This is a genomic window from Streptomyces sp. NPDC002698, assembly GCF_042888945.1.
Classification (GTDB): domain Bacteria; phylum Actinomycetota; class Actinomycetes; order Streptomycetales; family Streptomycetaceae; genus Streptomyces.
The window spans coordinates 63,038-79,750 of record NZ_JBIAQM010000023.1 but is presented as its reverse complement, the minus strand read 5'-3'; the positions used below and the strand labels follow the sequence as shown (position 1 = coordinate 79,750).

Annotated in this window: 10 protein-coding genes and 5 pseudogenes; 4 read left to right on the top strand and 11 right to left on the bottom strand. The window is 67.4% G+C overall.

What is annotated here, in order from left to right; translation table 11 throughout:
- Window positions 1-102: 102 nt before the first annotated feature.
- Complete coding sequence (locus ACFYW9_RS27900; RefSeq protein ID WP_351874596.1) at window positions 103-456, bottom strand: PRC-barrel domain-containing protein; 354 nt, start codon at window positions 454-456, stop codon at window positions 103-105.
- Window positions 457-876: 420 nt separating this feature from the next.
- On the opposite strand from ACFYW9_RS27900, the pseudogene ACFYW9_RS27895 reads away from it, so the two are divergent.
- From ACFYW9_RS27895 to ACFYW9_RS27885, 3 genes and pseudogenes are all read left to right on the top strand, one after another.
- Window positions 877-1,140: pseudogene (locus ACFYW9_RS27895) on the top strand (transposase); the annotation flags it as partial.
- A 37-nt stretch (window positions 1,141-1,177) separates the two neighbouring features.
- A pseudogene (locus tag ACFYW9_RS27890) lies at window positions 1,178-1,516 on the top strand (integrase core domain-containing protein); the annotation flags it as partial.
- Window positions 1,517-1,680: 164 nt separating this feature from the next.
- Window positions 1,681-2,304, top strand: coding sequence for a hypothetical protein (locus tag ACFYW9_RS27885; RefSeq protein WP_389155696.1), 624 nt, complete (start codon window positions 1,681-1,683; stop codon window positions 2,302-2,304).
- Window positions 2,305-2,619: 315 nt separating this feature from the next.
- On the opposite strand, the gene ACFYW9_RS27880 is transcribed toward ACFYW9_RS27885, so the two are convergent.
- The gene (locus ACFYW9_RS27880) at window positions 2,620-3,555 is read right to left on the bottom strand and encodes an ADP-ribosylglycohydrolase family protein (RefSeq protein WP_389155693.1); all 936 of its coding nucleotides are present in this window, start codon (window positions 3,553-3,555) and stop codon (window positions 2,620-2,622) included.
- On the opposite strand from ACFYW9_RS27880, the pseudogene ACFYW9_RS27875 reads away from it, so the two are divergent.
- A pseudogene (locus tag ACFYW9_RS27875) lies at window positions 3,545-3,961 on the top strand (recombinase family protein); the annotation flags it as partial. The gene ACFYW9_RS27880 and the pseudogene ACFYW9_RS27875 overlap by 11 nt on opposite strands.
- Window positions 3,962-4,024: 63 nt before the next feature.
- On the opposite strand, the gene ACFYW9_RS27870 reads toward ACFYW9_RS27875, so the two are convergent.
- The 9 genes and pseudogenes from ACFYW9_RS27870 to ACFYW9_RS27830 form a co-directional block, all read right to left on the bottom strand.
- Window positions 4,025-4,834, bottom strand: a complete 810-nt coding sequence (locus tag ACFYW9_RS27870) for a leucine-rich repeat domain-containing protein (RefSeq protein ID WP_389155690.1) — start codon at window positions 4,832-4,834, stop codon at window positions 4,025-4,027.
- An 890-nt stretch (window positions 4,835-5,724) separates the two neighbouring features.
- A complete protein-coding gene (locus ACFYW9_RS27865) occupies window positions 5,725-6,543 on the bottom strand; it encodes a barstar family protein (protein ID WP_389155687.1) in 819 nt (272 codons plus the stop codon).
- Between the two features lie 161 nt (window positions 6,544-6,704).
- On the bottom strand, window positions 6,705-7,139 hold the full coding sequence (locus ACFYW9_RS27860; protein ID WP_389155684.1) for a hypothetical protein: 435 nt from the start codon (window positions 7,137-7,139) through the stop codon (window positions 6,705-6,707).
- A 174-nt stretch (window positions 7,140-7,313) separates the two neighbouring features.
- Entirely contained in the window at window positions 7,314-7,778 is a 465-nt protein-coding gene (locus ACFYW9_RS27855; RefSeq protein ID WP_389155682.1) for a hypothetical protein, read from the bottom strand.
- Between the two features lie 597 nt (window positions 7,779-8,375).
- Window positions 8,376-9,017 (bottom strand): annotated as a pseudogene (locus ACFYW9_RS27850) (transposase); the annotation flags it as partial.
- A gap of 135 nt (window positions 9,018-9,152) precedes the next feature.
- The gene (locus tag ACFYW9_RS27845; protein ID WP_389155679.1) at window positions 9,153-13,871 is read right to left on the bottom strand and encodes a glycosyl hydrolase family 18 protein; all 4,719 of its coding nucleotides are present in this window, start codon (window positions 13,869-13,871) and stop codon (window positions 9,153-9,155) included.
- 132 nt (window positions 13,872-14,003) lie between these two features.
- Window positions 14,004-14,336, bottom strand: coding sequence for a hypothetical protein (locus tag ACFYW9_RS27840; RefSeq protein ID WP_389155676.1), 333 nt, complete (start codon window positions 14,334-14,336; stop codon window positions 14,004-14,006).
- Between the two features lie 523 nt (window positions 14,337-14,859).
- Window positions 14,860-15,275, bottom strand: a pseudogene (locus ACFYW9_RS27835) (hypothetical protein).
- A 20-nt stretch (window positions 15,276-15,295) separates the two neighbouring features.
- Window positions 15,296-16,135, bottom strand: a complete 840-nt coding sequence (locus ACFYW9_RS27830) for an enoyl-CoA hydratase/isomerase family protein (protein WP_389155673.1) — start codon at window positions 16,133-16,135, stop codon at window positions 15,296-15,298.
- Between the last annotated feature and the right edge of the window lie 578 nt (window positions 16,136-16,713).

Here is a 16,713-nt window from a genome sequence, read left to right as displayed (position 1 = left end):
GCCCGGGCGGGCCGCCCCGGCCCCCCCCACCCCTCCGCGGGGGGGGGGGGCCAACCTGTTTAGTTGGTCCCCCCCCCCGCCCCTCGTGCCGGTGCCGTGAGGTCAGATGATGCGCAGGCCGGTGTAGTAGCCGCCGACCCGCTCGTGATAGTCCGCGTCGCCGAGGTGCTTGTCCTGGACGAACTCGGGAGAGTCCTTGACCTGGTCCTTGGTGAGCGCGACGTAGACCTTCTGCTCCTTCTGGTCGACCGACTGCACGGTGCCGGCCGGAAGCAGGACGTGCTTGCCGAAGATCCATACACCGGTGTCGACGACGAGGTAGGAGGAGTCGACCTCGTCCGAGTGCTTGTCGACCTTCCCGATACTGCCGTCGGTGGCCTCGACCTTGTATCCGATCAGGTCGGTGCCCGTGATGTGGCCGGTGGTCGGCTGGTAGCCCCAGATGCTGTCACTCATAAGAAAGACTCCCTCATCGAAATCCGTTGCAATCCGCAGCCGAACTGCGGGATCTGTCGAGGTGTCACCGAATTCGATGACGTTTCCTCGCGGAGTCGGGTTCCCAGGCCTTGGAGCCCGACACACTCTGACCCGTAGGAATGTTCGGATGGCTGGAAGTGCTGTGCCGGGTAACGGGGTTCCTGGCACAGCGGTCGCTTCGGGCGGCCCTGTGCCCTGCGGATCGCTCTCCACTCCTGCGGACTCACCTATTTCCTGAAGAGCACTACGCCGTGCAAAGCCCGTTCTACGGCGTCGCGCTTTGGAAATGAAATACGGGTGACCTGTTCCCAGCGGGACATACGAGTGGCTGTGGCTGTGACTGCGGCTATGGCTGCGGACGAGCCTCAGGCCAAGAGCGAGTGAGGCTGATCCTTTGGAGTGGACACCCTGACAACGGACCTTGATGGTCCAGGGAGGAATGTCCTGGTGGGACGCAAGTCTCCGTATCCGGAGGAGTCCAGGAAGGACGCTGTCGCGCTCTACCGCGCCGCGGCGGGGAAGCGGACGTACGCGGCGGTGGCCGCGGATCTCGGCATCACCGCGGAGTCGCTTCGGACGGGGGTTCGTAAGAACGAGACCCAAGCCGTATCCGAGGGCCGCAACGGCAGCGTCAGTGCGGCGGAGGAACCGGCCCGGCTGCGAGCGGAGAACGCTCGGCTGCTCAAGGCCGAGCAGGAGTGGCAGCCGTGTTCACGGCGTCGTTTTCCACACCGGCAGGGGAGCCCGGTGCAGTACTGCCGCCTTCGTCGAGGTCTGCCGCCGGCACGGCATCCGTCGCAGCATGGGCCGGGTCGGCTCGAACTACGACAGTGCCCTCGCCGAGTCGTTCTTCCAGGGACTCAAGCGCGGGTTGCTCCATGGCCGCCGCTGGACCTCGAAGGCGCAGACCCGGCTCGAGCTGTTCCGCCGGCTGTCGTACTGCAACCGGCGCCGTCGCCACTCCACGCTCGGCCACCTCATACCAGTCGAGTTCGAACAGCGACTGATCACGACACGTCCGCTGTCACTCGTCGCATGAAACCCGGTGTCCACTCTCCGGGAGCAAACCTCATACGAAGGGCTCGCCCTGTCCCGCAGACAACGCAGGGAAGTTTGAGCGAGTACCCCCACCCACATGAGTATGCGTACTCACGTGCAGGGGAGGCATGATCGGAGACTGTGCGCATGACACGAGTCCCTGCCTTGACCAGCACATTCGCCCACGCCTCGCGCCGCCCGCTGCTCACCCTCGCGATAACCGCCCTTGCTGCGCTGACACTTGGCGCGTGCGGCACCGAGAAGACGAACGCCGGCAGAGAGCAGACCAAGCCCGCAGACGCCGTCGGAGGCCAACCCGACGCGGCCTTCACGGCGATGCTGGACAAGATCGCGCAGTCGTGTCCGCCGAGCGCTCCGCCAGAGGCGCCGCCGACCGGTCCGGCGGAGACACTGCCGTCCGGTTCGCTGGAGACACCGCCGAGCGACGCGATCGAGCCCATCGCCCCCACGGCTGGGCCGGAGGTGGAGTTGAACGCTCGCGACTGGTGCGCGAGCAACCTCCATGAAGAGCGCATCGCCCAGGCGCTGTGGGATCTAGTGGAACCCACCCCCACCAAGGTCAGGGCGATCCTGAACGACCTCGGCTATGTCGACGAGCGCATCCACGACCTCAAGCAGTCCGGTGCGACCACGCGGTTCTTCCTCGACCTGCGTGACAAGGGTGGACGGCTCTGCTTGGAGGGATCGGCAGCCGGCGACAAGACCGTCGTCGACAAGTGCGTAGCCCCCGCGACCGGCCTGTTCACGGCTGGAGAGCGGAAGCAGTGACCACCGGCTTGGTGTTGTCGGCGTACATCGCCGCGGCCCTGAACCGAGTACTCGATCTTCAGCGAGACAAAAGGCAATCCGCCAGGCCCCGCTGAGGTTCGCTCAAGGTTGCCACCAGTCGAGGCGGTGGACGGAGTCCTCGTGCCCGACAGGCGCAGGAGGCCGAAGGCGACGAAGTGTGCCGGCCACTCGTCTGTCGCCCGCACCGCGCTCGAACCACGTCGCTGCAGCCGGCGCTGGAGCCGTTCGAAGGCCGGCCGGCCTTCGTCCCGGACCACGAGTTCACCGCTTATGCGGGCTGCCACACCTGTCTCATCAACAGCCCTCTCCGAGGCGGCGTGCAAGGTGGAGCAGATCTCCCAGGCGCAGCACCCGCCCGTCGAATCCTGGGAGCGGGACATGGAGCGGCCGGGTCCAGTGGTCGGGGATCGCATCCAGCCCGTAGTACGCCCCCGCGAGGCCTCCGGTCACCGCGGCGACGGTGTCCGTGTCACCGCCGAGGTCGATCGCCGCGCGTATCGCGTCTTCGAAGCCGGTGGTGGTGCGCAGGGCCCAGACGGCGGAGCCCAGGCAAGGCCAGACGGCACCGTTGAACTCGGTCGCCTGATCGGGATGCCAGTCGGGCGCGAGGACGGTGGCGTAACGGCCGCGATGGTCGGGGTGGACAAGAGCCAGGATGTCCGGGAGCGCGGTGAGGGGGTCGGTGTCCTCGAACGTGACACGGATGAGTTCGTGGAAGATCGCGGTGCCTTCCCAGGCCGCGCGGTCATCATGGGTAAGGGCAGCGATCTGGCGAGCCCCGTCCATGGTGGCTTCTTGGCCGGCCGCCGCGAAGTGGACCGCGGAGGTCGATGCCCGCATCAAGGAGCCGTTTCCCGCTGCTCGTTGGTTGACCTGGAAATGGATCGCGGCGGCGAGGTCCCAGGGCATGCCGTTGGTCAGGACGTCTTCGGTCTGCAGGCCGATGTCCTTGGGGTCTGATGCTGCCCACCGCTGGAAGCGGGCGAAGATGTCCGGCAGATCCAGTCCGCCCCGCTCCAGCAGCGACTCCGCGACCAGGACGGCCATCTGCGTGTCGTCAGTGGCCTCGCCGGGGTCCCAGCCACCGCCTCCGCACATCTCGCCACCGGCACCAGGCGTGGGAAACCGCGCGGAGAACGCTCCCTGGGGACCGAACTCGAAGGGGCCGCCCAGTGCGTCACCCACCGCTGAGCCGACGACCGAGCCGGCGACCCGCTGAATCCGCTTCATTCGCGCAGGTTATCCGTGCCGCGCCGACGGCTGCCCTGTTCCTTCTTCGGCTCCCCGAACCATCGGCGGCGAACGCGTCTCGTCTACGGAGGTGCGCTGCCTGAGAGACCCCGCCCATCCGCACACCCAAGAACGTCTGCTCAGGACAGTGGGATGCGCCGATCCTCTGCACGTCGAGACGATCAGCACGCGCCGGCCCGAACGGCCCCGGTTCGCCGCGGCCTTGGCCGCCCTGCGACCGAACGACATCCTGACCGTCACCGTGCTCGACCGACTCGGCCGCAGCACACTGGAATTGATCACGTCTGCCCAGGACATCGAGCACCGCGGCAACCGGTTGGAGATCCTGCAAGGCCCCCTGGCCGGCATTTACGACCCGCGCGGCGCAGGCAAGATCGTGTTCGCCACGTTCGCCGTGTGGCAGTGGTCGTTTCTCCGGCGAGTGGCGAGCGAGGAGGTGTTCGGCTGGTCAGTCCCAGTCGGACGCCGGCTGGTCGACTCGGCCGCCCTTGTGAGGTGTGGGGATGTAGCCGCGAGCACCGCCGGGCAGGGCGGCGACACACGCCGCCGAGCAGGCGCTGACCAGCAGGGGCAGTACGTCGGTGGCCACGCGTAGTGAGATCCACACCTGATGGGGTCCGCTCTGCTCGATCGGGTGGTCGCAGACACTGCAGCGGTGGATGGCGGTGGCGCCCCGGTGCCGAGGATTCAGGTTTCCCGGATCGAGGTCCGCGACGGAGTCAGGGGAAGGCTGTAGCTGCGGGAACGGCGGTCGCAGCTTGTAGTTGCCGAACAACGCGCGCGTGCTCACCGTGCTGCGGGTCAGCTTCCGGCATCGGGTGATCTCGTAGGGGAACCAGTGCAGCCGGTAGGAGGTGTAGGGGGTGAACTCCTCCAGACTGGTCATGGCCCCGATCTCGGGCGGGACCCGGACCAGATTGCTGCCGTAGAGCACGAGGTGCCTGACCGCCGTCAGCTGGGCGATGCTCGGCGGCAGGGTGATGATCTCCCGCCGCTCTTCCGGGCTGAGCTCGGTCAGGGGACGAAACTCTTCGCGCCCGTCGGCGGCGGCCTCGTCGATCAGCTCCAGCAGGTGGCGCCAGCCCGGAGCCGAGGTGTCCTGCCGCTCGGCGTGAAATCCGACTCGGGCTCGCGGATGCGGCCTGGACTGATCGAAGCACGAGCACGCGTCCTGGCGGGAACCCCGCCGCTCCGGGGCCGGGTCCGATGTGTCGCCCCAGCGGTTCAGATTGATCCCTGGCCCTGCCTCGTCCGTCATGGCGCCAAGATACGGAGGCCGCTCCAGGCCGTCCCAGGATTATCGGGGCGAGAACACAGCGACCCCATCGCCGCGCTCGAACGTTCGGCTGGGGAACCTGACGCTGCTGACGGGGAATTACGTGGAGTTCCACACCAGCGGGAGCAGACGGCCCGGATGCCGGCATGGCTCCGCAATCCGACCCGGATCCTGGCTCGGCGAACCGGACCCCGACCCGTTGCCCGCCATCGTCTCGCTGTGTGCCTGATGCGGCCCACCGGTCACCGGTATGCCCCGCGAGGAAGACCCGTTCGCCCCGCCGGGGGACGGCCGGCACCGCCCGACCTGCCGGACCGACATGCGCCAGTACACGAAGCTGCGTTCCGCGCCGTTCGGGCGCCGCTCGGGCGACGGGTAGCCCGGCCCCGTCCAGAGCACGGTCGGGACCGGGCTGCGGCTGAGCACTCTGGACCGGGCAGCGGGGCTCGAGTCCTCAGCGGTCCGACATCGGGTTCGGCCCCGGTGCGCGATCTCAAATGAAACGACGTCTGCCGTCGACAGGCAGGCCACGGGCCGTCAGCGCGCTGCGCACCGAAGCCTGCTGGAGCCGCGGGCGGTCGTGGGCCGGGCCTGGCCCGGCTTCGGTGGAAGGTCTGCGATCGTCCGCCCCGCTCGATCCCCGACCAGCTCTGGGATGAGCTGTTCGATCGCATGGGCTGTGAGCGTGACCGCGCCCTGCTGGATCGGTGAAATCGAAGGCATTGACATCACCCTCACTCTCCTCTGTGCCAGGCGTGACAAGACCCAACGCCGAGCCCAGCGACCAGCTGTCCACCTCGTCATCCCCGCACGCCTCCGCCCGAAGGAGTCCGAATGACCTTTCGAGATCGATGCCCGGAGGCGACCAGTTGTTATCGAAGGATGACGCTCACGCGCCGTTTCTCGAAGATCTCCAGGAGCAGGTCGAACAGCGAAACGTCCCGATCGCCGACGGGCACGCGCTCTACCAACCGCGCCCGAGCCTGGTCCGAGGAATCCCAGTGCAAGGTGAACGGCACGGACGCTCCCCAACCGCCGCACAGGCAGTCGTCCAGAGCGCTCAGGTTCCAGCCGAAGTATCCGCCGGGCCCATTGATGGCTTCACCGATCGCGCAGTAGAAGCTGTCCTTGTCGATGATGTGCCAGCCGTCGACGGTGAACACCTGCCCCGCCGGAGCGTCGGGCTTTCCCCGACGCCGGTAGCCCCGGGACCACAGCGCCACCGACAGCCACGCGTGTCTGTCCTCGGGAGTGAGCCCGTGCCACATGCCGGTGCGGTCCAGCCGGCCGGTGCGGACCAGGTCCCACACCGTGTCCGCCCCGGGCAGGGCGTCCTGGCACCACAGTGTCACCGTGAGGTCGACAAGGCCGGCCCCACGGGCGGAAGGCCTGACGTCGACGACGGTGACCTCGCCGACGAAGTAGGACCCCATGGTGACGCCGTCGCCGTCGAGGAGGTTGAACCAGGCGTTCCCCGCCACGGCACGACGACCGCCAACGTGCTCGGTGCTCTTCAGCAGGCCCCCCTGCGGGAGGCAGCCCACGAGGCGCACTCGGCGTGTGTCCTTCTCATCCGGCAGGGGTGTGAAAAGTCCCTCGGCCTCGTGAGCAAGGCCCCAGAAGTCGTTGTCGTCCTCGTCCGAGGTCAGCGCGTACTTCTGCCCCTCGCCGTCCCGCCCTGCTGTTCGCATTGCACCCCCAGTGAGTGCGCTGATCTTACCGACGCTCGGCGACTTGGGGAGACCGACGAAATGCGGCTCCGGAGGTGACGGAACGCGTCGAGCGGGACCGCCCTCACCGACGTAGGGAAGTTCACTGGGAGCCGTCACCTCCCAGTCCGGGAAGTCACCTGCTACGGGCAGTGTTTTCGCGGGGCAGCGAATTTCGTCGGTGTCCCGCGGTCCGACTCAGCGCGAGCCACTTCGGCGTCGTACTGACTCGCGTCGAAGTGGAACTCCGGCAGGGGATGGGGCGTGGGGGTGTGCGCAGCCCACGGAACCTCCCAGTCCGACCACTGCACGATCTCCCCGAACCGCTGGACGACCACGGTCAGAGAACCGCAGCAGCCACCGGTGCAGTCCGGTTCCCCCAGCTCTATGCGTCGTGCTTCGCCGGTCGCCCGGAGAGAGCCGGGGCAGTCGGCCGGCAGCGCATCAGCCGCGTAGGGCCCGCGGCCGCCTTCGCCAACTGCTTTCTCGACCACGTCCTCGCCGTTGACCCAGAACCGCAACTGGGCAGGGAACCGGGATCCCGGCGGCAACACCTTGATCTCCAAACGATCGAACATCGGACCACCCTACGGGGCGCGCTGACGTCGGCGCGCGGCCCGACTGGCGCCTACCTCAACCCGGCCGGCCGGAGGATCCACGAGGTGCCTCCCATTCTCGTGAACATCGGCCCAGGACCAATCCGGATGTCTCCCGAGATGGTGAATAACCGCTGTCGAAACTCGGGTTCTGGCTCAACTGCTGTGGTGCGCAGGCGCTGAGCCCGAAACGGATCCTGGGACGATACCGGCGGTGACGGGGTGTTCGTCGCTGCGGTCCAGGAGCCTGGCCACCACGGCCTTGAAGAGGCGGTCTTCCTCGGCCGGAAGCCAAATCTCAAGCTGTCGCCCGGCTACGTTGCACACCAGCATTGAGAGCTCGGCGACGACTTCGCGTGGAGTCCCGAGAGGCAGTTTCGAGACCGTGCTGTCAACGGTGGAAAGGAAGACACCTTCGGCTTTCACCGTCAGGCGGGCGCGGTGTCGAGCTCCCCCTGAGTTGCGGAATCTTGCGGCACAGCGGATGTGGGTGTTTTTCCCACGGTTCAGTGAGGCGACCGTCCGGGCGATGTGCCTCCTGCGCCATCCCTTCTGTATCCAGCCAAGGAGTGGCCCGGTCACGATCGCGAGGGCTACGGTGACGGAGAGGTTCTCCCACATAGACGTCTCCTGCGGCTCAGCTTTTCCATGATCAAGATTGTGCTCGGCCTGCCGTTGACCTCAAGGCCTGCGTCGCAGAATGATCCCATGGCCCTTTCCCCACTTCGGTCGCACCGGGAAGATGCCTGCACGAGGCATGACTCTGCCGCATCCATGAATGATCACGGAACGTGAGCCAGAACCGGAACTCGTGAACAGAGCCATGCGGTGTCCTGCGCCTGTGCGTGTACCTCCGGTCAAGGGGGCGGGTCCGGTGCAGACGCGGTGCTCGGGTAGGGGTGGCTACACCTTTTGGTGCGGCGGGAGTGAGGGAAGACAGTACGAAGCCGAGAAGGCTGTGATGGCACTGTGGCGGGGCGGGGGGTTAGCCGCGCAAGTCCCGCCGGGTTGGAGGGGACGTTCTCATTTCCGGCGGGCTCATTCGGTAGTGGTGAGCTGCAACTTCCTGCTCAGGGCGGCCTATTGAATACGCCATGCCCGTAGGCAGGGGAGCCGATGACCGTCTCGGGCCGCAGTTCCGCTCTTAACCTCGATCATTCATGAGTCCCCGTCAGCAAGCTGACGGGGACTTGTGGCTGGGGGTGGGTCTTTTCAGGGCCGGGGCAGTCGGGCCAGGGCGAGCTGGGCGGTTTCGATGTGGTCGCTCGCGGTGTTGGAGCCCGCGTCGCCGGGCCGCAGCAGGGCGGCCACCGGCTCCCCGGACCCGGTCTGGCCGTGGCCGACGAACGCGACGAGCGGATGATGGCCGAAGGTCTTCTTCCAGGTCGCGGCGGCATCCTGCTTTTCGGAGTGCGCGAGCACCAGCACACCGTCGATGTCCACGATCACGCTGCCCTCGGCGGCCGGACCGTCCGCACCGGCCAACTCCCGGACTTACCCGCGCACTTCGGCTCGCGCCGTGCGAATCGAGGTGAGCGCCTTCGGCCCTGCTGCGGCAAGGACGTCGACGAGCCGCGAGACCGTCGGGTCGGACGCCACCCGGCCGAACACGTGGGGCTCGGTCCGCAGCATGGCGACATCGGCCAGGCAGTCCCCGCCCAGAGCCGTCGCGAGCGCGATATCCAGCAGGACCTTGCCCGGGTCGTGCACCGTCCGCGGCTTGTGCCACGGCGCCGACGTCGCCGATATCGCGGTGTCCAGGCCCACCTTGCGGACCGTCTCGACCAACAGCACCGCCCCGGCCGGCGAGACCACCGCACTGCCACCGCCCTCGACACGAGCACGCGGGTACAACCCCATGCGCTTGCTCACCCGGAGAGTGCTTCTGTCCGTGCGGCCAACAGGACCCTAGACAAGTCCTATCGTTGCAGGTCAGAAGCACTCTCTGGTTGTGTGGTCAAGACGTGGAGTGTCAGGCCGGATGGCTGGGAACGGTCAGCCGGCGGTGCCGACCAGCTTCCAGGGCTCGTGGTCGGCGTCGGCCCCGGTGCCCGGGGCACTGCCCTTCGTCTCCCACTTGGCCTTCCAGACCTTGCCGTTGTACTTGACCGTGGTCTGCTCGATCGGCTGGCCGGCCGGGGAGTAGATCTTGGTCGCGTCCCAGTTCCCGGCACTACAGCCACCGGCCGGCGGGGTCGCCGCACCGAGTCCCTTGAGGTTGTCGGTCACCGGCGCGTACGCCGTACCGCCGATCGACAGACTCGTGTTCACCGGACCGGTGATCGGGAGGTAGTAGATGATCGGCAGGTCGAGCGACTTCCCGGCCGGGATGATCTGGCAGTAGTCCAGCGTCGTGCTGATCCGGTGGAGCGTCACACCGGGCTCCAGCTTCCACTGGCCACCTTGGGCATAGGTCTGCCAGTTGCCGTCCTTGACCAGCCATGACGTCGAGGCCGGAATGTCGAACGACAGCTTCGTGTCCTTGCCGCCGCCGAGCGTGCGCCCGGTGTTGTTGGTGATCCGGACGGTCGGCTGCAACGGCCACAGGTTCGCCGTGGCGGTCGGGTAGTTGACCATCTCGACGCTCAGGTTGGCGGTCACCGTCGGCGCGACACCACTGCTGCCGGTGCGCAGACTGTTGTCATAGGCGCCGATGTTGCCCAGCTTCTCGTTCAGCCGGGTGGTCAGCGTGTACCCCATCCCGCACGGGGTGTCCGGCTGGATGTCCGCCGGGCAGGAGTAGTCGCCGCCGAGCTCCCACATCATCACGCCGCCCGCACCGGTCGACTTGACCAGATCGGTGACCGCGTCGATGCCCTGCTCGTCCTCGGTCGACAGGAACACCTTCTTCTGGGCGTTCCACAGCCACGACGTCTTCGTGGTGTCGTCCCAGTACCGGGTGTACCGGCCCGTGCGCCGGTCGGTGATGTCGGTATCCGGCTTCAGCCCGACGCTGCGGGCGTAGACCGGCGTGATGTTCTTCTCCAGGTTCTTGGTGTGCCACAGCGGGTTCGTCCCGGAGCCGAGCTCGCTGCCGTTGCTGGTCTCGTCGTGCCAGATGTTGTCGATGCCGAAGGCGCCGTCACCGCACGGCCGCTTGATGCCCGTACCCGGCTGGCAGCCGCTCGGCTTCTGCGACTTGCCCCACAGACCGTTCGTACCGCCGGTGACGTTCTGCCAGCCGCGCGTGTAGTAGGGCACACCGATGTTGACGCGCCCGGCCTGCATCGCGCCACGCATGTACTTCATCGCCCAACTGGTGTTGAAGTACCCGAGCTTCCCGTACTCCGGAGTGGCGTACTGATCGGCCAGCTCCGGGTCCTTGCCGTCGTCGAACAGCGCCGCGTTCGGACCCACGACCTCGTTCCAGGTGCCGTGGTAGTCGTAGGCCATCAGGTTGGTGAAGTCCTGGTGGTCCAGCGCGGTCTGGTTCGCCATCCCGCGGGTCAGGTATCCGGAGGCCGTCGACGCCGAGGTGAGCAGGTAGTACTTGTTGTCCGCGACCGAAGCCCGGTTCAGCGTGTCCCGCAGCGTCCTCATCAGCGCGGTGTACGTCGTGGGCAGACCCTTGCGGCGCGGGTTCGACACCGCCCAGTCGGTCGGATTTCCGGTGTCCTCCAGGACTGTGGGGTACTCGAAGTCGATGTCGACCCCGTCGAAGCCGTAGGTCCGCAGGAAGCCCACGACCGAGTTCGAGAAGGTGTCGATCCCGCCCTGGTTGACCGAGCCGTCGGCGTTGGTGGTCATCGCGTAGAAGCCACCGGAACCGGCCCAGCCACCGACCGAGATCAGCGTCTTCACCCGCGGGTGCAGGCGCTTGTACTTCGTCAGCAGGTTGAAGTGCCCCTTGTAGGGCAGCGAGGGATCCATCTCGGCGCCGGCCTCGCCGGGCCACTCCTTCTGGGTGGCGTTCGAGTCGACCACGATCTGGTTGTTCTGCACCGACGCGAACGCGTAGTTGAGGTGGGTCACCTTCGACCACGGGATGTTCTTCACCAGGTAGTGCGGCGTGCCGTCGGCGCCCGTGCGGCCACCGTTGAAGTAGCCCACGACCCGGCGGCCCCGGCCCTGGCCGAGCCATTCCCGGCCGTCACTCTGGTAGACCTTGCAGTACGGCGTCGCCACGCCCGGTGTGGTCGCCAGACCGTCCGGCCGGCAGTCGCCGGACGCGTCCGGCCGCGGACCGCCGTCGTCGCCCCCGGGGTGCGACTCCATCGGGTCGCCGACACCACCGTTGACACCGAGATCACCGGCACCGCTGTCGCTGCGGCTGCCGTTGTCGTAGCTCGGCACCAGCCAGCCCTCGATGTCACCGGCACCACTCGCCACGGCCGCCTTGACGGCGGTCTTGGCGGTCTTGGCGGTTCTGGCGGCGGTCTTCGCCGTCGTGCCGGAGCGGGTCAAGGCGAAGTCCTTGATCCCGTCGCCGTTCAGGTCGGCGAAGGCCCCGACGGTGCCCTGGAACGGATCGTCGGCGCGGATCACGCCCAGCGACGTCCAGCCGTCGGTGACCTTCCACGGAGCGCCGGTGTTCTGCCAGGCCCGGACCTCACCGGTGGTGTACTCGACCCGGATCGTGTCGGCCTTGTGGTCACCGGTGATGTCGGCGAAGGCGACCTGCGCGCCGCGCGACTCACCCGGGGTGGCGAAACCCTGGACCTTGTTCCAGCCGCCCGGAGTCGGCATTCCCTTGCCCTTGTTCTGCCAGGCGGTCGGGAAGCTCATCCGGTCCAGCGTGATCAGGTCGTCGCGGCCGTCGGCGTCGAGGTCGGCGAAGTACAGCTCCGGCTCGTAGGTGAGGTTGTTCGCGACGATCGTCGCGCTGTCCCAGCTGATCTTGCCGCCACTGCTGGTGTTCCGCGACATCCGCATCGCGGGGATGCCGGTCGGTGAGTCGGCCGGCGGCAGGATCCGGATGTAGTCGTCCTTGCCGTCACCGTCCAGGTCGGCGAAGTAGACCAGCGCCGGGTTGTTCCCGCGGTCGGCCGGGCTGATGTCGCCCAGCGAGACCGCGTCCTTTTGCGGGTCGTCGTTCTTCCAGCCGGTGACCTTGCCGTCCGTACCGACCACCGCGTAGTCGGCCTTGCCGTCGCCGTTCAGGTCGGGGAACCCGAGCTTCGAGCCGGCCGCGGCGGCGTCCCGGATCTTGCCGATCGGCTCCCAGACGTACGAGCGGCCACTGATCATGTGCTGCTGGACCGCGATCTGGGTGCCTTCGCCGAAGGCCTTCGCGATCTTCTGGTAGCCGGCGTCGGTCGGGTAGATCTCGTTGGTGATGTCCTGCGGGGTGACCGAGCCCAGATCGACCAGCACCAGCCGTGCGCCGTCCTTGATCTTGTCGTGGGCGATCGTGCGGAGCGCGCTGTTGTAGGCGTCGATCCGGGCCTGGTACGTCGGGTTCGTCGACGGCGGCAGGGTCCCGAGCAGGACCGTGGTCGTCGGCGAGGCCCGGTGGATCGCGTCCAGGAAGCTCCGCATCTTCCCGGCCGTCGCCGTACCGTCGGCACCGCCGGCCAGGTCGGCCGTGCCCGCGACCAGGGTCATCATGTTCGGCCGCAGCGTCTGCAGGGCGGGGACCGACTGGGCCTTGATGTCGTCGATGCCCTTGCCGTCGAACCCCATGTGGTCGGGGTCGCCGCGCTTGCCGTTCTTCACCTCGCCGACGAAATCCGTGCGCTTGAAGAGGGCAGTGGCCACCGTCGTGCCACCGACCACCACAATGGTGGTCAGACCCTTCACGATGCTGTTCAGGTAGTCCCGGAAGCCACCGTCGTCGCTGCTGTGCACACCGGCCGTGATCCCGTCACCGGTCGGCATCACCCGGAGCTCGGCGATCGGCGCGCTGGCGGCGGGCGACGGGCTGGGGCCGGGCGACGGGTCGGCCCCGGCCGCGCTGAGCCGGCCGGACTGGACCGGCCGGTGGTCGGAGTCGCCCTCGGGCCGGACCGAGACCGGCAGCGCGCGGTCGGTGTGGGTGGTGACGAAGTAGTCCAGCTCACCACCCCTCTGGTGGGTCGCCTGACCCGAGCTGTTGATCCGCATGTTCGACGGGAAGTGCGTCCGGTCGCCGAGGACCGCCGGGTCGACGTTGAAGTCGCCACCGATCGTCACGTGGTAGGTGACGCCACGCTGCCTGCCGAGGCTCGCGATCTGGTTGTTGATGGCGTTCACCAGCGCCGCGGAGTCACCGCCACCGCCGGACAGGCCGTGCACGGTGAAGTACCACTCGTTGCCGAACCGCGCACCGAGCGCGTTCCGGCCGGCGTCGACCGGGTTGCCGACGACGAGCAGCTCGTCGGGGCCCTCGGCCAGGACGAGCGCGATGTTGACCCGGCCGCCGATCCGGCGATCGTTTTCGTCGTCGTCGTCGGTGTGCAGGTAGTAGACCTCACGGGTCGGGATGGTGTGGGAACTGCTGCCGACGATCCAGGTGTGGTGCAGCACGGTGTATGAATGCGTGTTGCCCTGGCTGTCGGTCGTGGTGAAGGTCTGGCTGGGCTGTGGGTCGCTGCCCGGAGGCGGTTCCGGGCCGGCCTCCTGAATCATCACGATCGGCGAGTCCCCCGCCAGCAGCTTGACGGTGTTGGTCCACTTGCTGCCGGTCTCCGCCTTGTTGTTGGACCCCTGCATGTTCCAGGAGATCAAGGTCGTGGTGGCCGCAGGGAAATCGGTGGCGGCGGCCGGAGCGACAACTGACGCTGTCAGCCCGGCCATCACCACCACTGCGGCGATTAATCGACGGAACAAGAGTTCCCCCCCGTTTCTCACATCCAACAGATCGGGAACCGGATCGTTGGAAATTAGATGGTTTCTCGAGTATAAGCTTCGATCGTTCATGAGGCCCCGTCAGCTTGCTGGCGGGGCCTTTGTGATGAGTGTTGGTGGTGATTTCGGAGTCTGGCCGCCCACCAGGGCATCGGAGGCTTCGATCTTCTTGCGGCCGATCAGGTGCGGCAGCCGCTTGAGCATGTTCACCACCGGAGTGCCGGTTTGCACGGAGCCGAAGTAGATGACGTCGATCAGCAGACGGATGAAGCCGCGCACTGCGCTGTAGCGGGTGGCGAGTGCGGCCCGCCACTCCGCGTCTTCGTCGCCCTCCTCGTCGGGGACGGCCTCGGTGATGACGGCCAGGGCCTCGGCGAGCTTCTCGCGGGGCACGGCCTTCTCGATCCCGACCACACGTCGACCACCGAGACCAGCTCCCCGGTGTCGGTCGGTCGCTGGCGCGGAGGGCGTATCTTCCCGAATGATCCTTTGATGGTCGCCGAGTAGGCCCGCGTTCGTAGCGGGGCGGGAAGGCACGCCCGTGCGCAGCCCGCCTGGCGGAGGCGCCCCTTCCCGTCCGGCGACGGTGCGGCCCGGCGGCTGCCTACTGCTGCGGGGCAGTCGGCTGGGGAGTACCGGCGTCTACGCTCGAGGAGTGGACCGCTACGAGAAGACGGCGCATCTGGAGTGGTGGGCCAACCTTCGGCTGACTGTCATCCCCGAGCCGTAAAAGCCGAGCAGCCCGACATGACCGGCCGGGCAAGTTCTAGGCGAGCTTCACCACCCGTGGTGGGCGGGACAGGTCTCCGCCGCGGCCAGCCTCAGTCGTGGGTTCGGCGGCGCTGCGGTGGGCGACTCGGAGTTCTTTGTGGAGCCACCAGAAGGTGCGGTGCGACTTCGATATTTCCGGGCTCCCGGCAGCTCTGTCAGGGAAACGTCAGTGCAGGGCGACTTCGGCCCCATGGATCGCTCGCATGGCGCGTTCAACTGTCTCCTGGCTCTCGCCGACCGGAGCCACGTAGTCGAGGGTGTCCTGCGCGGCGTCCTTGCCGAGGGTGCGTGTGATCACCCACGCGGCAAGGTACTGAGACACGAGGCACCCGCCCGCCGTAGCAATGTTCCTCTCGGCGTGAAATGGCTCGTCGAGCACCCTGATGTCACGAGCTTCGACAAAGGGACGGGTCTACCGATGAGCACGACATCGGCCTCGGTGACAAACTCCATCGGGCGCTGCCCTGTCACCTCGACGCCATTCATCGACGTGACCACCGACGTCGGCGTGGTGATGAAAGCTTCCCAGCCGTCCCTGCGGCAGTCGCGCGTGCAGCAGCTTAGGGCCGAGCCTTCAGCCACCTGGCCGGCGGCCTCCTCCGTCAGTCGGCGGCCTTCAGCCGCCCCAGCGCGTCGCCCAGTTCGAGTTCGGTCTCCCCGCGGGTCTGGAAGCCCTCGTCGAACAGCTCGGCCGTGCGCTGTTGTGCTTTCTCGCCTCGGACGAGTTGCTGGAACAGCGCGGCGTCCGCGCGTACTTCGGCGGGTGTCGGCAGGCTGATGTCGTTGACGGCCGCCTTGGCGGCGATCAGCGCGTCGCGGGGGAAGCCGCCTATCCGTGTTGCGACGCCCGCTACGAACTCGTCCAGTTCGGCGTCGGGGACGGAACGGTTGACCCACCCGTAGCGTTCGGCGAGGTCGGCGTCGAAGTCCGATGACGTCAGCACGACCTCGAGTGCACGGCCCCTGCCCAGCAGGCGGGTGAGGTGCTGGATCGCGCCCGCGCCGGGCGGTGCTCCGACTGCCACCTCGAGCTGGCCCAGAACGGCCTTCTCCCGTGAGGCGAAGCGCAGGTCGCAGGCGAGGAGGAACTCGCTGCCCGCTCCCCGGGCTCGGCCGCGCAGCTTGGCGATGGTGACCACCGGGAGCAGGCTCAGCTTGCGGAACAGCATGCCCAGGGAGGCGTCACCGGGACCTCCCGCCTTCGCTGCCTCGGCGGTGTACTCGGCAACCTTCGTCATGTCGACGTGCGGGAGGAAGAAGTCGGGGTCCGCGCTGTCGAAGACCACTACGCGGGGTGCGGCCGGGTTCGACAGTTCCCCGATCAGCGCGACCAGGTCCCGTACCAGCTCGGGACCGATGAGGTTCATCGGCGGCGCGTTGAAGGTGGCGTACAGGACGTTGCCGTCCAGGTTGGTGTTGACGGTTTCATACGAGGCGGTCATCTGGATCTTCCTGTCGTCGCTCGATGCGGTGCGGCGTGTGGCGAAGGCCTTGGGCTGCCTCTGGGGGCCGCTGCCGTGTCGGGAAGCCGAACGCGACTGGCGCCGCTCGAGGCCGGTTTACGCCGAGACTCGTCAATCCTCCGGAGAGCGGACACGGATCGTCGGTGCACGTGCATAGATCGTCGAAGGCATAGAGGGCGCCCTGGACGCGCGCGACCGAGATCCGCAGCCGACATCGCTCAGGTAGAACGGGATGACAGAGGCTTCGGGGACGGTGTCGGCTCGCGCGATCGCCCTGAAGGCATCTGCGGTGAGCTCGGTCATTGTCTTGCTCCTTGACGCGGGTGTTCCGTTCAGCAGGGGTACTCGGGGATGACATCGGACTTGTTCGCCTCCAGTCGCACTTCACCCGGAGCCCCTGCGGGAACGACGGGCTGGTTCGGCGATACCGGTGCCATGCGTTCGTAGCCGGCGGCGACGCTGTGTCGACGCCCTGTTACGCAGACAGAGACGGCGTGAAGTGGGGAATTCGCCGGCGGTCGACCGGTCCCTTTACGAACGGCCGTGAAGCCGTCCGG